Source organism: Amycolatopsis silviterrae, assembly GCF_042684085.1.
Classification (GTDB): Bacteria; Actinomycetota; Actinomycetes; order Mycobacteriales; family Pseudonocardiaceae; genus Amycolatopsis; species Amycolatopsis silviterrae.
Genome location: NZ_JBHUKS010000036.1, coordinates 29776 through 48847 on the forward strand (window position 1 = coordinate 29776; position 19072 = coordinate 48847).

General features: G+C 68.4%; 20 protein-coding genes. 6 read left to right on the forward strand and 14 right to left on the reverse strand.

Annotated features, from left to right (window positions below):
* Positions 1-482: 482 nt before the first annotated feature.
* Together ACFSVL_RS42800 and ACFSVL_RS42805 are read right to left on the reverse strand one after the other, a co-directional pair.
* Positions 483-986, reverse strand: a complete 504-nt coding sequence (locus ACFSVL_RS42800; RefSeq protein WP_378313280.1) for an RNA polymerase sigma factor — start codon at positions 984-986, stop codon at positions 483-485.
* Between the two features lie 127 nt (positions 987-1113).
* Positions 1114-1608 carry a winged helix-turn-helix transcriptional regulator gene (locus ACFSVL_RS42805; RefSeq protein ID WP_378313282.1) on the reverse strand — a complete coding sequence of 165 codons (495 nt, stop codon included), beginning with the start codon at positions 1606-1608 and terminating at the stop codon, positions 1114-1116.
* A 78-nt stretch (positions 1609-1686) separates the two neighbouring features.
* Here ACFSVL_RS42805 and ACFSVL_RS42810 point away from each other — a divergent pair, with 78 nt between their 5' ends.
* Complete coding sequence (locus ACFSVL_RS42810) at positions 1687-2331, forward strand: dihydrofolate reductase family protein (RefSeq protein ID WP_378313284.1); 645 nt, start codon at positions 1687-1689, stop codon at positions 2329-2331.
* Position 2332: 1 nt separating this feature from the next.
* Here ACFSVL_RS42810 and ACFSVL_RS42815 read toward each other — a convergent pair whose 3' ends face one another.
* The 6 genes from ACFSVL_RS42815 to ACFSVL_RS42840 all read right to left on the reverse strand — a co-directional run bounded on the left by ACFSVL_RS42815 (position 2333) and on the right by ACFSVL_RS42840 (position 9254).
* Positions 2333-3187, reverse strand: a complete 855-nt coding sequence (locus ACFSVL_RS42815; protein ID WP_378313286.1) for an amidohydrolase family protein — start codon at positions 3185-3187, stop codon at positions 2333-2335.
* Positions 3188-3200: 13 nt separating this feature from the next.
* Entirely contained in the window at positions 3201-4763 is a 1563-nt protein-coding gene (locus ACFSVL_RS42820) for a benzoate-CoA ligase family protein (RefSeq protein WP_378313288.1), read from the reverse strand.
* A gap of 10 nt (positions 4764-4773) precedes the next feature.
* Entirely contained in the window at positions 4774-6195 is a 1422-nt protein-coding gene (boxB, locus tag ACFSVL_RS42825; RefSeq protein WP_378313290.1) for a benzoyl-CoA 2,3-epoxidase subunit BoxB, read from the reverse strand.
* A gap of 4 nt (positions 6196-6199) precedes the next feature.
* On the reverse strand, positions 6200-7837 hold the full coding sequence (gene boxC / locus ACFSVL_RS42830; RefSeq protein ID WP_378313292.1) for a 2,3-epoxybenzoyl-CoA dihydrolase: 1638 nt from the start codon (positions 7835-7837) through the stop codon (positions 6200-6202).
* Between the two features lie 50 nt (positions 7838-7887).
* Positions 7888-8307, reverse strand: a complete 420-nt coding sequence (locus ACFSVL_RS42835; protein WP_378313294.1) for a hypothetical protein — start codon at positions 8305-8307, stop codon at positions 7888-7890.
* 62 nt (positions 8308-8369) lie between these two features.
* Entirely contained in the window at positions 8370-9254 is an 885-nt protein-coding gene (locus ACFSVL_RS42840) for a GNAT family N-acetyltransferase (protein WP_378313296.1), read from the reverse strand.
* A gap of 78 nt (positions 9255-9332) precedes the next feature.
* Between ACFSVL_RS42840 and ACFSVL_RS42845 the strand changes: the two genes are divergently transcribed.
* A complete protein-coding gene (locus ACFSVL_RS42845; protein WP_378313298.1) occupies positions 9333-10190 on the forward strand; it encodes an alpha/beta fold hydrolase in 858 nt (285 codons plus the stop codon).
* Here the strand turns inward: ACFSVL_RS42845 and ACFSVL_RS42850 are convergent.
* Entirely contained in the window at positions 10180-10941 is a 762-nt protein-coding gene (locus ACFSVL_RS42850) for a 2-keto-4-pentenoate hydratase (RefSeq protein ID WP_378313299.1), read from the reverse strand. The genes ACFSVL_RS42845 and ACFSVL_RS42850 overlap by 11 nt on opposite strands.
* Positions 10938-11735, reverse strand: coding sequence for a 2-keto-4-pentenoate hydratase (locus ACFSVL_RS42855; RefSeq protein ID WP_378313301.1), 798 nt, complete (start codon positions 11733-11735; stop codon positions 10938-10940). The genes ACFSVL_RS42850 and ACFSVL_RS42855 overlap by 4 nt, the downstream gene beginning before the upstream one ends.
* Positions 11736-11888: 153 nt before the next feature.
* Here ACFSVL_RS42855 and ACFSVL_RS42860 point away from each other — a divergent pair, with 153 nt between their 5' ends.
* Genes ACFSVL_RS42860 through ACFSVL_RS42870 form a run of 3 tightly spaced genes read left to right on the forward strand, consistent with a single transcriptional unit; the run spans position 11889 to position 13439 of the window.
* Positions 11889-12392, forward strand: coding sequence for a VOC family protein (locus tag ACFSVL_RS42860; RefSeq protein ID WP_378313303.1), 504 nt, complete (start codon positions 11889-11891; stop codon positions 12390-12392).
* A 42-nt stretch (positions 12393-12434) separates the two neighbouring features.
* Positions 12435-13001 carry a hypothetical protein gene (locus ACFSVL_RS42865; RefSeq protein WP_378313305.1) on the forward strand — a complete coding sequence of 189 codons (567 nt, stop codon included), beginning with the start codon at positions 12435-12437 and terminating at the stop codon, positions 12999-13001.
* A 36-nt stretch (positions 13002-13037) separates the two neighbouring features.
* Positions 13038-13439, forward strand: coding sequence for a CoA-binding protein (locus ACFSVL_RS42870; RefSeq protein WP_378313307.1), 402 nt, complete (start codon positions 13038-13040; stop codon positions 13437-13439).
* Between the two features lie 390 nt (positions 13440-13829).
* Here ACFSVL_RS42870 and ACFSVL_RS42875 read toward each other — a convergent pair whose 3' ends face one another.
* Genes ACFSVL_RS42875 through ACFSVL_RS42890 form a run of 4 tightly spaced genes read right to left on the reverse strand, consistent with a single transcriptional unit; the run spans position 13830 to position 17845 of the window.
* Positions 13830-14498 (reverse strand): response regulator transcription factor, encoded by a 669-nt coding sequence (locus ACFSVL_RS42875; RefSeq protein ID WP_009084133.1) that lies wholly within the window; start codon positions 14496-14498, stop codon positions 13830-13832.
* A gap of 2 nt (positions 14499-14500) precedes the next feature.
* Positions 14501-15859: a HAMP domain-containing sensor histidine kinase gene (locus tag ACFSVL_RS42880; RefSeq protein WP_378313310.1), complete on the reverse strand. Its 1359-nt coding sequence runs from the start codon at positions 15857-15859 to the stop codon at positions 14501-14503.
* 59 nt (positions 15860-15918) lie between these two features.
* Positions 15919-16626, reverse strand: a complete 708-nt coding sequence (locus ACFSVL_RS42885) for a type 1 glutamine amidotransferase (protein ID WP_378313312.1) — start codon at positions 16624-16626, stop codon at positions 15919-15921.
* Positions 16619-17845: a MurT ligase domain-containing protein gene (locus ACFSVL_RS42890; protein ID WP_378313314.1), complete on the reverse strand. Its 1227-nt coding sequence runs from the start codon at positions 17843-17845 to the stop codon at positions 16619-16621. The genes ACFSVL_RS42885 and ACFSVL_RS42890 overlap by 8 nt, the downstream gene beginning before the upstream one ends.
* 242 nt (positions 17846-18087) lie before the next feature.
* On the opposite strand from ACFSVL_RS42890, the gene ACFSVL_RS42895 reads away from it, so the two are divergent.
* The gene (locus ACFSVL_RS42895; protein ID WP_378313316.1) at positions 18088-18867 is read left to right on the forward strand and encodes an IclR family transcriptional regulator; all 780 of its coding nucleotides are present in this window, start codon (positions 18088-18090) and stop codon (positions 18865-18867) included.
* Positions 18868-19072: the final 205 nt, after the last annotated feature.

The window sequence follows — 19072 nt, forward strand, 5'->3', positions numbered from 1 at the left end:
GGCGTTACGAGTGCCGTTGAGGCGTGTCCGTCCAGGCCGAAGCGACCGGCGGACCGGGTTGACTTGCTTCGGGGCCCGCGCGGGCGGCGGCAGCTGGGCGCGTCGTCCGTGAAGGACTCCTTGAGGGAATCAGATTCCCTCAAGGAGTCCTTCACAGACTTAAAGAAACGGACGTATTCGCATCGATCGGACATTTCGTCGACGCGGGTGTCCTTTGTGGATAGTCGGCAGGCTGAGGCCGCCCGGCTTAAGCCCCCGGCTGGACCCCCACCCTCCTCCGGGGGGCGGCCCCAGCCCAGTCTATCGGCGTGGTCCGACGATCGAGGCTGCCCGAGCCTGGCTGCCCACAGGAAACGCAGGTTGTGGATGGGCCGAGAAGCCACAGGTCAACGACGTTGCCGGGGCTGTCCAGCGGACCGCGGGCAGCTGCCAGTCCCATCAGCCAGATCGAACAGCCGCCCACAGTCAGTCGGCCACCCCGGTCATGGATAACTGAACCCCTCCGCCTCCAGCCGACGCCGCAGCACCGTCAGGCAGCGCTGCCGGATCCGGCTCACGCTCGCCGGCGAGATGCCCAGCTCAGCGGCCAGCTGGGCATGCCCCAGCTCCGGATAATGCGCCAGCAGCAGCATCATCCGCCGATGCCGTTCCGGGAACTTCTCCACCGCCCGCCACAGCGCCGCCGCCAACTCGCCGGACAGCGCCGCCGCCTCCGGGGAGTCCACCGCCGTGTGCGTCTCCAGCTGCGAATCATCGACAAACGTCACCCGGGAACGCTTTTCCGCCGCCCGGAGCGCATTTCTCCGCGCGACGGTCGTCAGCCAGCCAGCCAAAGCGTTCGCGTCTCGCAAGGTCGGCGGGCGGAGCAGGAATTCCAGCCAGGCCGTTTGACAGGCGTCGTCCGCGTCGCCGCGAAGGCCCGGATTCGCGCCGACTATCCGGTTCATTCTCGTCGACAAACGGCGCACCTCGTCCTCGTCCGGCATTCCCGGCTCCCTTCCTCAGTCGGGAAGGGCTGACGGTCCGGACATCCCGGAGGATCCGCGTCAACAGGGCGAATGCCGAATCGAGTGATCAACTTCTCCGGCAGGTATCCAGGGCGGGACAAGCGCCTCAGCCCCGGGCGACCGCCTCCGCGTAGGCCGCCGCCAGACGTTCCGTCGCGGTCGGGCCATCACCGGACGGCCGGGGAATCCCCAGGTGCCGTTCCCGGAGTTCCGCCATGAATTCCTCCCACAGCGGCGGTCCGCCGGCTTCCAGCAGTTCCGCCCGAACGCGCAATTCCGGCGTCGTCGGGCGATGCCGCAAACCCCAGCTTGCCAGGTGCACTAAAACCGGCACTAACTGAATCGCGGCTTCCGTCAAACTGTACGTCGCGCGTTGTCCGCGACCGGCCGAATCGCGAGTAAGCAATCCCGCTTCAGTTAAGGTGCGCAATCGGTCGGCTAGGATATTCGACGCGATTCCTTCCTCCGACTGCGACTGCAATTGCCGGAAATGCCGCCGGTCGCCGAACATCACGTCGCGCAGGACCAGCAGGCTCCAGCGGTCGCCGACCACCTCGATCGCGGCGTTGATCGGGCATCCCGAGCGCGGGCCGTCCGGCATCGCACACCTCCTCTAACCACTTGCACTTTACCAGCACCTCCGGCATAGTGCTTGCAAAAGACAAGCAGGGAGCTAGCCATGCTGGTGCGCGTCCAGTGTTTCAACGTTTCCGCCGACGGCTTCGGGGCCGGTCCGGACCAGACTTTCGAGCAGCCGCTCGGCCACCCCGATCCGGCGCCGCTCTTCTCGTGGGCCGGGGCCACCGCCAGCTGGCCCATGCGCAGCGAACCCGGCGGCACCCGCGGGCTCGACGACTACTTCACCCGCGACATGCACCGCAGCGGCAACGTCGGCGCGGAAATCATGGGGCGCAACAAGTTCGGCCCGTACCGCGGCCCGTGGGAGAACCACGACTGGCAGGGCTGGTGGGGCGACGAGCCGCCGTTCCGCACCCCGGTCTTCGTCCTCACCCACCACGAACGTCCCTCGATCACCTTGGGCGAAACGACCTTCCACTTCCTCAACGCGACTCCCGAGGAAGCACTCGCACAGGCGAAGAAAGCCGCCGGTGACAAGGATGTGCGGATTGGCGGCGGCGTCAACACGGTGCGCCAGTTCGTCGACGCCGGTCTCATCGACATGCTGCACATCGCCGTCGCGCCGGTCGAATTCGGTGCCGGGGAACGGCTTTGGGAAAGCCCGGAGGAGTTGACCGACCGCTATCACCTGGAAAAGGTTCCCAGCTCCAGCGGGGTCGTGCATCACCTGTTCTGGCGGAAGTAGCTCAGCGCAAGCCGGGCATCAGCCGTAGCGCGTTCCCGGACAGGACGCCCTCCAGGACGTCCGCGGGCAGGCCTAGATCGGCGACCGCGCGGACATTCGTGGCGGTACCGGGCACCCCGGGCCAGTCGGTGCCGAAGATCCACTTCCGCGCCAACCGCACGAGATCGAACCGCGCGTAGTATTCCGGCAGTTTTTTCGGCGGCAGTCCGGCGAGGTCGAGCCACACGTTCGGCCTCGCCTGGGCCATGAACGCCGCCACGTCGTACCACCAGCCGCGGCCGCCGTGCGCGAAAACGAAATTCACCGACGGGAAGTCTTCGACCACATCGGACAGCAGCGACGGATCCCCGTAACTCGCGCGAGAGCCAGGGAAAACCGACAGTCCAGAGTGGAGGATCACCGGAATCTCGCGCTCCGCGCACAGGGCGTAAACCGGGTACAGCTCTTTGTCCGCCGGGGAAAACGCGCCGTGTACCGGATGGATCTTCAACGCCACGGCACCCAGTGCGAGCTGCCGTTCCACCTCGTCGGTCAATGGATGGTGCAGGTGCGGGTTCACGTTGGCCACCAACCGAAACCGCTCCGGGTTGCAGGAGACCAACGGCAGATTGTCTTCAATCGCCTGGATACCGGTAGCCCGCGGACTGTATTCGCAAAACAACAGCACCCGGTCGACACCCTCGCGCGCCATGAGGTCATCCATCGCGGCGGGGATCACGGCGCCGTCCGCGTCGTAGACCGTGCGCCACGGGTATTCGCCGGCGAAGTCGCGCGCCCAGTCCAGCCACGCGGGCTTGAGCGTGGGCAGCCGCGGGGTGTGCACGTGGGCGTCCACCACGAAGTGCTCGTCGATCATGCCGGCCAGTCGATCACGGTTGCGGCTGCGGCACGAGCAGCGACTCGCGCACCATTTCGCGGATCACGTTCCGCCGGATCTTCCCGGTCGCCGTCTTCGGCAGTTCGGCCATCTCCACCACGCCGCGCGGCCGTTTGAACGACGCCAGGCTCTCGCGGCAGAATTCGATCAGCTCCTCCGCGTCCACAGTGGCCGAAGGCGCGGCGACGACGCACGCCACCGGCTTGTCCAATCCGTCCTCGTCCGGCGCGGCGACCACCGCCACCTCGGCCACCGCCGGATGCTGCAGCAGCCGTTCCTCCACTTCGGACGGTGACACCCAGATCCCGCCCGCCTTCAGCATGTCGCCGAACCGGCCGAGGCACGTGTAGGTGCCATCGGCATTGCGCACATAGCTGTCCCCGGTGCGCAGCCACGAACCCTGGAAAACCTGTTTCGTAGTCTCGTATCGCGCCCAGTACCCGGTCGCGATGGACGGCCCCGACACGAACAGCTCGCCAGCCCGGTCCGGCTCCGAAATCACCGCGCCCTGTTCGTCGCGGATCTCGACGGAATACCCCGGCACCGCCACCCCGGTGCTGCCCGGCCGCACCGAGCCCGGCTGGTTGGACAGGAAGATGTGCAACGCCTCGGTCGACCCGATCCCGTCCAGGATGTCCACCCCGAACCGCGAGCGGAACCGCGTCAGCAGCGCCGACGGCAACGGCTCGCCAGCCGAAACCGCGTACCGCACCGAGGAAAACGAGTCGTCCGGAATGTCACTGGCCAGCAGCGCCGCGTAGAACGTCGGCACTCCGAAGAACAACGTCGGCCGGTCCGCCCGCGCCCGCGCGGCGATGATCCCCGGCGTCGGACGCGCCGGTTCCAGCAGCGTCGTCCCTCCACATGAGAGCGGGAAGAACGCCGAATTCCCCAGCCCGTAAGCGAAAAACAGCTTCGGCACGGACAGGAACCGGTCCGCGGCGGTGACGCCGAGCACCTGCGACGCGTAGGTCGAGCACACCGCGCGAATGCTCCCGTGCCGGTGCATCGCGCCCTTCGGCTGTCCCGTCGTACCCGAGGTATACAGCCACAGCGCGGGAGAATCCTCCCAGGTGGGCGCGGGTTCCGGAATGTCGGACGCGGTCAGCGGCCACCGATGTGCCCGCACCCCGGCCGGGAATTCCGCCGGGTCCGCCCGGTCGAGCACGACGTCGGTCACCTCGGGCGCACCGGTCAGCGCGGCGACCGCCTGCGCGGAGAATTCCCCGGACACGCACAGCACCCGCGCCCGCGAATCGGCGAGCACCTGGCCCAGCTCCAGCCCGGTGACCATAGTGGACACCGGAACCGCGACCGCGCCGATCAGCATCGCGCCGAGGATCCCGCTCAGCAGTTCGACGTCGTCGACCATGCAGAACATCACCCGCTCCTCCGGGCGCACGCCGAGCGCGCGCAGTCCGGAGGCGACCCGGTGGGTCTCGGCGGCGAGTTCGCCGTAGCTGAGCGTGCGCCGCGGCGAGACGACCGCGAGCGCGTCCGGACGGCCGCGGCCGAGCAGGTACTCCGCGGCGTTGAAGTTCGCGGGAACCGTCATCGGTGCCCCCTCAGGTGAGGTACACGTACTCGTAGTCGAAAGGTTTTCCGTTGATGCCCTGCCTCGGCGGCGCGACCCAGCTGGCGATCTTCCCGCGCTCGTACACCGGGTGCATGAGCGACCGGACGAACGTCAGGTCCTCGGCCGACGGCAGCCACTTGTGCCGCGCTGCCTCCCACGTCGCCTCGTCGACGATGCTGCCGTCCGGAGTAACGTGGTGGCCGGAGTTTATGCCCACCTCGCGGTTGAAACCAGGGTGCGGCAACGCGAACCGGAAGTCGATCCCCGCGTCGCCGAGGATCTTGTTCCACCGGTTCACCCCGGTCTGGCAATCCGCGGTGTACTCGCCGCGCAGGTCGAGGTTCAGCAGCAGGATGGCCTGCAGTTCCTCGGACGTCCAGGTGCCGTCGGCGCACGGCCGGTCGAGCAGCCGGGCATCGTCGGTGAGCTTGTGGTCGTCCTTGCGCCGCGTCTCCTGCCAGCGGCCCTTGAGCCCGGCGGTGTAGTAGTTCGCCGCGTTCGTGGACGTCTCGCTGCCGAACAGATCGAGCGACACGGTGTAGTGGAAGTTCAGGTACCGCTGGATCAGGTCGAGCGGGATGCCGCCGTGCGAGGCGATGTCGTACGTGTCGTGCTCGCGGATGAGTTCGGCGCTGCGCAGCACCACGCGGTCGACGCCGGTGGTGCCCACCATCATGTGGTGCGCCTCCTCCTTGAGCATGAACTCGCAGGTGCGCGACAACGGGTCGAACGAGCTTTCCTTCAGCGTGCCGAGCTGGTATTTCCCATCCCGGTCGGTGAAGTAGGTAAACATGTAGAACGCGAGCCAGTCGGCCGTTTCCTCGTTGAACGCGCCGAGGATGCGCGGCGCGTCCGGGCTGCCGGAGTTGCGCAGCAGCAGGCCCTCGGCCTCGTCCCGGCCTTCGCGGCCGAAGTACGCGTGCAGCAGGTACACCATCGCCCACAGATGCCGCCCCTCCTCCACGTTCACCTGGAAGAGATTGCGCAGGTCGTACAGCGAGGGCGCGGTGAGCCCGAGCAACCGCTGCTGCTCGACCGACGCCGGTTCGGTGTCGCCCTGGATCACGATCAGCCGCTGCAGGTCAGCGCGATATTCACCGGGCACCTGCTGCCACACCGGCTCGCCGGCGTGCTCGCCGAACGCGATCCGCCGGTCCGGTTCCCGCTCGGCGAGGAAGATGCCCCAGCGGTAATCCGGCACGTTGACGTGGTCGAAGTGCGCCCAGCCGTCGCGGCCGACGCTCACCGCAGTGCGCAGGTACACGCCCTCGGTCTCCAGCGTGGGACCCATCTCGCCCCACCAGTTCATGAACTTCGGCTGCCAGCCCTCCAGCGCCCGCTGCAGCCTGCGATCGTCGGCGAGGTGGACGTTGTTCGGGATTTTCGCGTCGTAGTCGATCTTTTCGGGCATCGGTTCAGACCCGCTTCCTGTCGAAGACCGCCTTCTGCCCGGTGCCGTAGCGCCGCAGCGCACCGTCGGGGCCGGAGGCGTTCGGTCGGGTGAAGATCCAGTTCTGCCAGGCGGTCAGCCGCCCGAAGATCTTGGTTTCGAGCGTTTCCGGGCCGACGAACCGGTGGTTCGCCTCCATCCCGGTGAGCGCGTCCGGCGACAGCGAGGCGCGGCCTTCCAGCGCGATCCGGATCTCGTCCTCCCAGTCGAGGTCGTCCGGCGCGTCGGTGACCAGGCCGAGTTCGACGGCCTCGGCGGCGCTCAGCGGACGGTCGCGTTCGCGCGCCAGCCAGGTCAGGTGGTCGTCGTCGCCGTAGAACCGGGACTCCAGCCGGGACAGTCCGTTGCCCATCGGGAAGACGCCGAAGTTGGCTTCGGACAAGGTGATCGCCGCGCGTTCCGGCGCGTCCTCGTCATCAATCGGCGGCCCGTCCAGCAGATACTGCCGATCCGCGGCGAAGGCCAGCTCCAGCAGGGAGCCCGCGAAGCAGCTGCCCGGTTCGATCAACGCGATCAAGGTACGGCTGGTGACGTCCAGCCGCTTCAGCGTGCGCTTGTAGTAGTGCAGGATTTCGTTGCTCAGCCAGTCTTTTCCGCTGAGCACGACCTCCTCGTGCGCGAGCACCGCCTCCGGATCGCCTTCGGTGCGCAGCACCCAGGTGCCGAGATCCGGTTCGTTCGTGCGCAGCCGCAGGATCGCGTCGTCCAGTTCGCGAGTCAGCCGCAACAGCCAGCCGTCGAGCTGCGGTTCATCGGAAGGACCGAGCACAGTGAGCGTGACCAGCGAGTTCGGCCGGTCATAGGCGACGCGAACGTGCCGGTACTCGATCCCGTCGTCGGTCACCGACGGCTCCAGCGGCACCAGCTCGATCCCCTGCTCAGCGGGCAGCCGGTCGGATTCGGCGGCCAGCTCGTGCGCCCGCGACAGCACTTTTTCGCGGAACCCGACGCGCGGCACCAGCTCGTCCACCAGCCGCCAGTCGACCGCGGTCCGGCCCTTGACCCCGTCCGGCCGGGTCGCGAACACGTCCGCGAGGTCCCGGCGGACCCGTCGTTTGTCGACCACCCGGGTGAGCCCGCCGGTGCCGGGCAGCACGCCGAGCAGCGGCACCTCCGGCAACGCGACGGTGGACGAGTTGTCGTCGACCAGCAGGATCTTTTCGCAGGCCAGCGCGATTTCGTAGCCACCGCCGGCACAGCTGCCGTTCACCGCCGCGACGTAGGTCTGACCGGAGAACTCGGTGGCGTCCTCGATGCCATTGCGGGTTTCGTTGGTGAACTTGCAAAAGTTCACCTTCCACTCGTGCGGCGACGCGGCGAGCATCCGGATGTTGGCCCCGGCGCAGAACACCTTGTCCTTGGCGCTCGTCACGATCACCGCGCGCACCTGCGGATGCTCGAACCGCAGCCGCTGGGTGGCGTCGTAGAACTCGATGTCGACGCCGAGGTCGTACGAGTTCAGCTTCAGCTCGTACCCGGGCACGAGGCCGCCTTGCTCGTCGACGTCCATCTCCAGCCAGGCGACCTCGCCCTCGACGGTCAGCCGCCAGTGCCGGTAAGTGTCCGGATGCCGCTCGAATGTGACAGGTGTGGTGGTGGTCACGTCCTCGATTGTCTACATGCTTTCAACGAACGTCAATGTTGTGTAGACATTTACCCGGCGACACTCACCCGGTTGAGCCGCATCGCCGCCCAGCACAGGAATACCCACAGCGCCACGGCCGCCAACGTGTCGGTGAAGATCGTCGCGAACCAGAACGCCGGGACCTGCGGCACGCCGACCAGGAAGTGCCCCGCGCTCGCCAGTCCGGACAGCGAGTAGACCAGCAGGAACGCCAGCGATCGCCAGTACCGGCCGCCCAGATAGGCGCGATAGCCGAGCACGCCGCACACCGTGAAGACCACCCAGCTCACGGCCACCACGATCTGCGCGACCAGCACGCTGATGCCCGGAATCTGCGGGTAGTCTGCCGCGCGCACGACGTTGTGGGTGTAGTGCAGGACCGTGCTGACCAGGGTGAACGCCAGAATCACCCGCAGCAGGCCGAGTCCCTTTTCGCGCAGAACGTCCATACTGCTCGCCCCCTTGCGATTTGATAGATCGCTCTAGCGGGAGAGTACCCCGGGGCCAGCCGTCAGACCAGATCGATCCGGTGCTGGGTCACGGCGTAGCCCGCTTTCGCGAAAGCCCTCGCCATCGGGAAGTTCGTCCGGTCAGTGGCGGCGACGATCTTCTCCGCACCCTCGGCGACGAGGTCGTGTGTCGCTTCCACGAGCAGGTCGTAGGAGTAGCCACGGCCGCGATGAGCTGGGAGAACGGCGACATAAGCGACGATCGGGGAAGCCGAATTCCGGGCTGGCACGACCAGTCCGGCCAGCGCACCTTCGCTCGTGTACGCGAGCCGCCACCACTCGCGCGGGCTCGGGAGGCTGCGCAGGAGGTCGAGGTCTTCCTGCGCGGCGACGTCGAGCCCACGCTCCGCCGTCGCCCGGCGGGCATGCGCGTCAAGACTGTCCTGGTGGATCTCACGGAAGACGTCAAGGATGCGTGCGTCGTCGGGTTCCGGCCGGAATGCGAGCCGTCCCGGACGCGACGGGAGGCCACACTCCGGAGTCCACTCGTAGCGGTAGCGCTCCACGAGCAGTTCGAGCCCAGCCGCCTCGGCCGCGTCTAATCTTGTCTGGACCTCGCGGGCCGCGGCCGGATCGGCGCGCCAGCCCGGCGGCGCGTGGAGCGAGTACTCCGCCCGCCACGGCACGGTCCGCAACAGCGCCACGGCCGCGTCGAAGTCGGTGAAGTCGAACCAGTCCAGCGCCACCGGGGTCTCATCCTCCGGGCCCGCCCACCAGGCTGCCCGCGCGACGACCGTGCCCTCGCGCAGGGCCACCCACATCAGCTCCGGGCGATACCCCGCAGGCTCTTCGCCGAGCAAGGCCCGGCCGGCCGCACCGGTGGTCGGCAATGCGGCAAAGAGGTGTTCCTCGCCCGGAACGAGCGGGCGAATGACGAGATCAGGCATCGGCTTCCTTTCTCTTAGACAGCCAGCCAACCCGGGGTCCGCCGCACCGGACAACGGCTTTTCGGCGAAACTGGAGCCATGACCGAGCAGACCATCGAGGCCGACGGCATCACCCTGTGCCACGAATCGTTCGGCGATCCGTCCGCACCGCCGTTGCTGCTGGTGATGGGACTGGCCGCGCCGATGATCTGGTGGGACGACGAGTTCTGCGTCCAGCTGGCCGAGGCCGGCTTCCACGTGCACCGCTTCGACAATCGCGACGTCGGGCGCTCGCAGTGGTGGACCGGCCGGGCCAGCCTGCCGCTCGCGTATTTCCTGCGGTCCTCGCCGTACTCGCTCGGCGATCTGGCCGACGACGCGGGCAAGCTGCTCGACGCCCTCGGCATCGAACGCGCGCATGTGGTCGGCACGTCGATGGGCGGGATGATCGCGCAGGAGTTCGCGATCCGGCATCCGCAGCGCGTGCGGACGCTGACCTCGATCATGTCGACCACCGGTGCCCGGAACGTCGGCCTGCCCAGCCCGCGGGCCGCCCTCGCGATGCTGGCCCCTGGCCCGCGCACGCGCGAGGACTACGTGACGCAGCTGGTGCGCACCTCACGGCTGATCGGCTCACGCGAATACCCGTTCGACGAGGACCACTTCCGCCAGCGCGCGGAACGCACGTACGACCGCGGCCTCAACCCGGCGGGCGTGTTCCGGCAGCTCGCCGCGATCCTGTCCTCCCGCGACCGCACCGCCGATCTGCGCCGGATTTCCTTGCCGTCCTTGGTGATTCACGGTACGGCCGACCCGCTCGTGCACGTGTCCGGCGGCCGTGCGACCGCCCGTGCGCTGGGCGCGGACCTCGACCTCGTGCCCGGCATGGGACACGATCTGCCGCGCGAGGTGTGGCCACGCGTGATCGGCGGGATCAAGCGGCTGGCTACCCGCTGATCGTCACCGAGCCCAGGTTCGAGAAGTGCGCGGCGACGCGCGAGCCGGGCCGCAGCTCGACGGCGTCGGTCATCCCGCCGGTCAGCACGAGCCAGCCCGGTTCGAGCGCCAATCCACGTGCGGCCAAGGAGTTCGCCGCCAGCGCCAGCGCCTCGGCTGGGTGGCCCTGCACGGCGGCACCGGTCGCGGTGTCGACGATCTGACCGTCCACTTCGAGCAGTGCGGCTTCCAGCGAAAGATCCAAAGAGGACGGTGGGCGGCCGACCGAGCCGAGCCCGAACAACGCTGACGAGCCGTTGTCCGCGACGACGTCCGGCAGGGTGAAACGGTAGTCGCGGTACCGGCTGTCGATGATCTCGATTCCGCCGTATACCTGGGAAACCGCGGCGAGCGCGGTAGCCGCGGTGACCCCCGGGCCTTCGAGCCGCTCGCCGAGCACGAAGACCAATTCCGGCTCCGCGCGCGGGTGAATGAGCTGCGGGGTCGGCGCGCCCGCGGGCAGCACCATCGCGTCGGTCAGCCAGGCGAGCAGGGGTTCTTCGACGCCCATCCGCTGCTGCTTCGCGCGCGACGTGAGCCCGAGCTTCACCCCGATCAGCGTCTCGCCGCGTTCCTGACGCAGCCGCAACGCTTCGTCCTGGATCGCGTACGCAGTGGCGAGATCAAGGTCCGGCCAGGTGTCGGTGAGCTGCGCGCTTTCTTCCGTCCGGCCGAGCAATTCCTGCGCGGCGGCAGCGATATCGGTCGTCACTTGTCCTCCTCCGGCGCGAACACCGCGGTCACACTGCCCAGGCCGGCCATCGTCGCTACGACGGTGTCGCCAGGGCGGACGGTCTGCGCGGCGGTCATCGAACCGGGCAGTACAACGTGGCCGGGCTCCAGCGTCACGCCGAGCGGGCCGACGGTGTTGGCCAGCCACACCAGTGCGTTGATCGGCGAACCCAGCACCGCGCCGCCCGCGCCGGTGGCCGCGAGCTGACCGTTGACGTGCAGCGTGCAGCCGGCGAGCCGCAGGTCGACGTCGCGCAGGTTGGTCGGGCTGCTGCCGAGGATGACGCCGCCGGACGACGCGTTGTCCGCGACAGTGTCGAAGATCGAGATTTTCCAGTCGCGGACCCGGGAATCGACGATCTCCAGGGACGGCAGCACGAAGTCGACCGCACGGACGGCGTCGGCGACAGTGACGCCCGGACCTTGCAGCGGCGCGCCGAGCACGAACGCGATCTCCGGTTCGATGCGCGGCTGCAGAAACCGCGTCGTCGGGATCGGCTGGTGTTCGAGCAGGAACATCGAGCTGGTGAGGTGCCCGAAGTCGGGCTGGTTCACGCCCATCTGGCGCTGCATCGCGGCGGAGGCGAGGCCGACCTTGTGGCCGCGCACCACGTCGCCCGCCGCCACCCACGCGCGGACTTGCTCCTGCTGCACGCGGTAGGCGTCTTCGATGGTCGCGTCGGGGAAGGTCTTCACGAGCGGATCGATCGGCTCGTGGCGCTCGTACGCGCTCGTCAGCAGCGCGACGGCGTCCTGCAGCTCAGCGGGTTCCACGGGCCGAACTCTGCCTGACCGGGGTCCGCTCAGCCAACCCGGCCGTTCCATTCACCGGTACGGCGCACTTCTCTCGCTCGCTAATCTCTTGCGCGCGAGAGTTTGTCGGCGTATGGTTCTCCGTGTTGGCTCCCAGAGAGGACGTGACCCGAGATGGCACCCACCGAGACTGAAGTCGCCCAGCTCGCGCAGACCCGCGACCAGCTGCGGGACCGGCACCTGCACCCCGCCGCGGAACGCCCGGCGACGGTGGGCCGCGGCATCCACCACACGGCGCTGCTGTCCAGCGACGTCGAGCGGACTATCACGTTCTACCAGGACATTCTCGGCTTCCCGCTCACCGAGCTGATCGAAAACCGCGACTACCCCGGGTCGAGCCACTTCTTCTTCGACGTCGGCAACGGCAACGCGGTCGCGTTCTTCGACCTGCCCGGCCTCGACCTCGGCCCGTACGCGGAGGTGCTCGGCGGGCTGCACCACCTGGCCCTCTCGCTCACCCCGGAAGCCTGGGCGGGCGCGCGCTCCCGGCTCGACGCCGCCGGGGTGAAGTACCAGGAAGAAAGCGGCACGTCGATCTACTTCGCCGACCCTGACGGCGCCCGGATCGAGCTGATCGCGGACGACCTCGGCGAGATGTACGGGTCGAAGATCGGCTGAACCTCTGGACTCAGTGCGTTGCCGGGTTCAGAGTGTGGGCCCATGGGCGACTGGGCGGCTTCGCGGCACAAGGCACGGCTCGACCGGCGGGAAGCGATCGACGAACTGATCGCGCAGCTCCGCTTCGAAGTGCGCCTGCACCTGGCGGAACCGGCCGTGGTGAGCCGCTACGACGATCTCGCCGAGGTGTTCGCGATCGGCCACCGCGAGTGCGCCGCGCTGCTGGCTCATCGCCGCCTGTTGCCCTGGTGGGAACGACGCCTGCTCACCCGTTTCGCGCGCCGATTGCATGGCCGCGTGATCGCGGGCAGCGTGTTCGACGTACCACCAGGCGCGCCGGTCGCTGGCGCTTTTCGCGTGGAGATCGCCCGCCTCGTCCCCGATGCCGGCGACACCGGGGCCCGCTACGACGTGCAGGGACGCGGTTTGCTCACCGTGTTCCGCCTGGCCCTCGGTGCCCGCGGCGAAGCGTGGCCAGACCGGCACGACGTCGCGTCCACGGTCGCCCGCAATGTTCTGGTGTGCAGTTCCGCGTTCTTGCGCCGGTCGCCGTGGCACGTCCTGTGGCCGGTCTACCGCGTCCGCGGCCTGCGGCTGTGGCGCTTGTGACGGAATCCCCGACTTTGCTGGGGTGTTGAGGAGAGTATGAAGCCTGAAGAGATTCTCGCTAACGCGCGCACGATCGCGGTCGTCGGACTGAGCCGCGACCCGGACAAGGCCGCGCACGGCGTACCGGCTTCGCTGCAGGCGCACGGTTTCCGGATCATCCCGGTGCACCCGTCGGCGACCGAGTTGCTTGGGGAGAAGGTGTATCGGTCGCTGGAGGATATTCCGGAACCGGTGGACCTGGTGGATGTCTTCCGGCCGGCTGACGAAGCTCCGGACATCGCGCGTTCGGCGGTGGCGATCGGGGCTAAGGCGTTGTGGCTGCAGCAGGGAATTGTGTCGGCGGAGGCGCGGAGGATCGCGTCGGAGGCCGGATTGGAGTATGTCGAGGACCGATGCACGGCTGTGGTTCGAGCGGTGGCGGGGATTTCAGTGGCTTAGCCGGTGGAATGCTTGGGAACGGCCTGGTTTTGTGATGAAGTCCGCGATTAGTTGCGCGCATTCTCGCGGGGTCTGCGCTGAGGTGTCGCATTCGAGGTCGTAATCTCTGTGGGCAGCGCACGCCGATAAAGGCGATGTCCTGATCCCGCAACACCCCCCCCAGCAGTTGGCAAGCCAATACGGCCGAAGCACGCGGTCGGCAATCACACCGTTTTCCACCACCGCGAGCCCGGCCAGCCTACGGTGATAGCCTCGCACAGTCCGTTCGAAGATCTCGTCGAACTCACGCGTACTGAACCCTGGTGCCTGTGTCCTTGACCGCATGCTGTTGATCGCGTCTTGCGGCACCAAGGAACACGCTGCCGGCAGCAAATCCAGCAGCTCGCCCGCTCATCCGACGAGCCGATATCCCACCCCGCGCACCGTCTCGATCGTCCGGGTCCCGAACGGCGCATCGATCTTCCGCCGCAAATACCCCACGTAAACCTCGACCACGTTCTCGTCCCCCTCGTAATGCGCGTCCCAAACATGGCCAAGAATCTCGTTCTTGGTCAACGCCGCCCCCTGTCGCCGGAGCAAAAACTCCAGCAACCCGAACTCGCGCGCGGTCAACTCGATCCGCGTCTCTCCCCTGTGGACAGTCCGCGCCGCCGGGTCAAGCTGCAGGTCACCCGCGGTCAGCACCGCCGGACGAGCCGGCGCGCCCCGTCGCAGCAACGCACGCAGCCGGGCCAGCAAAACAACAAACGAGAACGGCTTCGACAGATAATCATCCGCCCCGAGGTCGAACGCGTCAGCCTCGTCGTACTCGCCGTCCTTGGCCGTCAACATCAGCACCGGAGTCCAATTCTCCGCGGCCCGCAACCGTTTCAGCACTTCATAACCGGAAAGCTCGGGCAGCATGATGTCGAGCACCACGGCGTCGTAATCGTGTTCCATCGCCGACCACAACCCGTCCCGGCCGGTGTGCGCCACGTTCACCGTGAACCCCTCGGCGACCAGGCCGCGGCGAAGGGTTTCGGCGAACTCCAGTTCGTCCTCCACGATCAGCAACCGCATGCTCAGTCCTCCTCGATCAGGGGCAATTCGATGCTCGGCAGTTCGATCACGAAATGCGCGCCCGGATAGCTCGGGTCGGCGACGTCGACATATCGCGCGCGGCCGCCGTGCCGGGCCGCGATGCCGGCGACGATCGACAGTCCCAGTCCGGTACCGCCGCGCCGTCGTGACGCGTCCAGCCGCACGAACCGTTCGAACACTCGCTCCCGGTCCTCCTCGGCGACGCCGGGACCGTCGTCGCTCACCTCCACCACGACCATCTCATCCCGCACCGAACTCGCGATCCGAATCCGCTCGCGCGCGTGGCCGCACGCGTTGTCGACGAGGTTGCGTACGGCGCGACGCAGCTGTGCCTCGCTGCCACGCACCTTCGCCGGTCCTGCACGCACTTCGATCTCTACAGCCGCTTCGCCGCGTACGCGTTCGGCTTCGGCGCGGACGATGTCGTCCAGATCGACTTCGGTGCTCGCCGGCCGGTCAGTGGCGTCGTCGGTGCGCGCGAGCATCAGGAGGTCGTCAACCAGCTCTCGCAGCCGCGCGGTCTCGCGGGTGATCACCGGCACCAGTTCGTCGGTGGTCTCGGGGTGCTGGTTTGAAACGTCGAGCGCGGTACTGATGGTCGACAGTGGTGAGCGCAGCTCGTGGCTCGCGTCGGCGACGAAGCGGCGTTGTGCGGCCTGCGCGGACCCGAGCCGTTCGAGCATCTCGTTGAGCGTGACAGCGAGCCGGTGCACCTCGTCGCCGCCAGGGGGCAGCGGTACGCGCAAGGCGAGGTCTCGCGTCGAGATCTCGGCGACAGTACGCCGCATCCGCTCCACTGGTCGCAACGCGGACCCAACCGAGCGGTACACCGCGAAGCCGGCGATACCGAGCAGCGGCAGCGAGATCAGCCCTAGCAACAGCGTAAGCCGGGCGGAGGCTTCGGTGACGGGCTCAAGCGACCGTGCGGAGATGACGATGAACGGTCCGCCTGGGCCGTTGACGCCTTCCGAGACCAAGCGGTAGTCGCTGGGGTCGCCGTCTAGGCCGAGAGGCAGCGTTTCGACGGTCTCCTGCCCCGGAGCTGGGCGCGCGCCGCTGATAGCCGGACGGCCGACAATCGCCGGGTCGCTCGCGATCGGCGTGCTTCGCGGCCCGAGGACTTGAGTGACGGCTTCGGTGTCACCAGTGCTCGCGACGTCGCTCGGTGACAGGTCTCGCGCGCCCGCGCGCACGAGTTGGACAGCAACCTGTCGCGCGGTACTTCGCGCGCTCTCGGTGACGCTTCGGTCGAGTGACTGCTGCAGCAAAAGCACCACGACGACGCACGCGGTCGCGATGGCCAGCGCGAGCGCGAGCACGGCAACCCCGGTTGTCCGCATACGGACACCTGCGGCAGCGAGAAGTCTCACGTACGCAGCGTAACGAGCAGAGAGTGACGTCATCGTGCGCGGCGCGCGGCCAGCCGTTCCGAGCGCAGCGTGTCGACCTCAGACAGGTCCAACGGCTTCAGCGCATGGCCCAGCACCCACGACAACAGCAGGTCAGCCAACTCGGGATTACGCGCCAACGCCGGACCGTGGAGGTAGGTGCCCAGGACATGGCCGGTGACCGCGCCCTCGGTGCCATCGCCGTTGCCGGTGCCCCTCAAGACGCGGCCCAGCGGCGTGCTGTCCGGACCGAGCACGGTCACGCCCTGGTGGTTCTCGAAGCCGGTCAACGGCGTCTCAAGCAGGTTCGGTTCGACAATCAGCTCGGCCACCGCGCGCTGTTCGGACGGCCCGGTGACGAGGTCGAGCAGCCCCAGCCCAGCGTGGTCGACGCCGTCAACACCGCGGAAGCGCTTCCCCAGGATCTGCAGGCCGGCGCACACCCCGAACACCGGCCGTCCGGCGCCCGCCGCGCTCCGCAGCCCGGACGCGTTGCGCAGGAAGTCCGCGGCGAGCACCTGAGCCATGTCCTCGCCGCCGCCGAGCAGGTAGAGGTCCAAAGTGGACGGTACCGCCGAGTCGAGCGAGACCGGCACCACCTCAGCGTCGTAACCGCGCCACTGCAAGCGTTTGCAGAGCACCTGCGCGTTGCCGGAATCGCCGTACGTCCCCAGTACTTCAGGCAGCAAGAGGCCGATGCCGACGGTCGAGTCAGACATTGGGCAACCGGTCGACCAGGTCGCGGAAGGCGGTGTAGTTCGCGACGAGTTCGACCCCGCCCGGCGGCAGCGTGTCGATCGCGCTGACCGGGTCCGGTGCCGACCAGTGCGGCACTTCGGCGTAGCAAAGCCGCACCGCGAGGTCCGCCGACCGCTCGCCGGCGACCACGACCTGGCGGCCGCGCAACCGCTCGAAGTGCACGTCCCAGAGCCACGACAGGTCACGGCCGTCCGCCTCGTGTGCGTTGACCGCGACGACGACCGGGGTGTCCTCGTCCAGCACGCGCAGGGTTTCCGCCCAGCCAGCCGGATTCTTGGCCAGCATGAGCCGCACCGAATGCCGGGTGCGGCGGACCGTGCGATAGCGCCCGCCGATGTCGGTGATCGTGCGCAGCCGGGCCGCGGCGGTGTGCGGAGGCACGCCGACGCAGTGCGCGGCGGCGAGCGCGAGCGCGGCGTTGGCCCGGTTCGCGTCTCCGGGCAGCCGCAGGTCGAGGTCCACCCGACGGCCGCCGGGAGTGGTGACCAGGTCGCCGTCGAGGGTCCAGGCCGGCTCCGGACGGGCGAAGGCGCACATCGCGCAACGCCATTCGCGATCGGTGTGGGTGATCGCGCCGCCGCAGCGCGGGCAGGAGACGGAATCGCCCGACCAGCGCCGTCCGGTGCCGACCCACACCGGCCGGGCCGCCGCCGAGGCCGCGGACGTGACCAGGACGTCGTCGCAGTTCGCGACCACGACGGTGCGCGACAGCCCGGCGAACGCGGCGCGGAGGTCGCGCTCCATCATCCGGACCTCGCCGACGCGATCGAGCTGGTCCCGGCTGAGATTGAGCAGCACGAGCGCGGCGGGCCGCACCTGCTCGGCCACCCACGGAACGTAGGTTTCGTCCACCTCCAGCACCGCGTACGGCGCGTCCGGGCGGGCGGCGAGCGCGGCCACCAAACCGTCGGGCATGTTCGCGCCGTCGCCGTTGTGCGCGACCTCGGCGAGCGCTTCGAGCGCGCGAGTCAGCATCAGCGACGTGGTGGTCTTGCCGTTCGTGCCGGTGACGATCACGACCGTGCGCTCGCGGCCGAGCCTGCGCAGTGCCTTGGGGTCGAGCCGCAGCGTGACCCGGCCGCCGATCACCCCGCCGCGGCCCAGCCCGGAGGCACGCGAAAACCACGCGGTCAGCCGCCCGGCGGCGACCGACGCCCGGGTGCGCAGACGTGTGGACATCACGCAAACCGTGCGGCACAAGCGCTGTGATTTTCCTGAGAGGGTGACTCCAGTCTCCGTTACCCTTTGTAAGCAGTCTTACCGATCGGAGGTTGAACCATTCGGCGCAACCTTGACCTTGCCGTCTGACAGAGATCGGTCAAGATCTTCCGTCTATACATCGGAGGTGTTAGCGTCCAACCCCGCTTGATGGCACCACGCACCGGTGACCGGGAACGCAGAGCGACAGGCGGAGGGCGAACGTGGACGCAGCAGTACGCGGGCTGGACCAAAGCGGCACCCTGGAGCGTGGGCTCGCGGTGCTCGAACACGTCGGGCAGCACCAGGAAATTTCCACGAACGCGCTCGCGAGGCAACTGGGTTTGTCGCGCAGCGCGGCGTACCGGATCGTCGGCACGCTGAAGCGGCTGGAGTACCTGGAGGCGGACACCGTCACCGGACGCGTGCGCCTTGGCACCCGGCTGGTCGAACTGGGCGCCCGCGCGATGGCGGCGACCGATCTGCACCGCTGTGCGCCGCGGTATCTCACCGCGCTGGCCGAGCGGTCCGGAGAGACGACCTACCTCGCGGTGCCGGACAACGACGCGATGGTCTACGTCGCCACCGAACGCAGCGCCAGCGCGGTCACGCTGGCCTGCCGCCTCGGCACCCGTCGGCCGCAGCACGCGACGTCGCTGGGCAAGGCGTGGCTCGCCGCGCTGCCGGAGGCCGATCGGGTGGAGCGCGTGCGCCGGATGAAGCTGGACAGCCTCACTCTGAAGACCATCAACGACCCGGTCCGGCTGCTGGACGAGCTGGCGCGCACGCGGCGGCGCGGCTGGGCCGTGGACGACCTGGAAAACGAGCCTGACGTCGGCTGTGTCGCGGCGGCCGTGCGAGACCACTCGGGCCGTCCGATCGCGGCGATCAGCGTCGCCGGGCCCGCGCCGCGGGTGATGCGGCGGGCGGACGAACTGGGCGCGACGGTGGCCGGGACGGCGGCTGCGTTGTCGATGCGACTGGGGTACGTCCGAAACCGCTGAAGCCTTTCACCAGAATTCCCGTTTCTTCAAGTCCGCGAGGGGATCTGATTCCCAGTTCCAGGGACTTAAGGCGGCGTTATGGGTGCGCCGAGCCGTGTCCGCCCAGGCCGACACGGCTGGCGGACCATGCTGGCCTGCGTCGGGGCCGACGCGGGCGGCTGGAGCCGGACGCGTCGGCCGTGAGGGCCACCTTGAGGGAATCAGA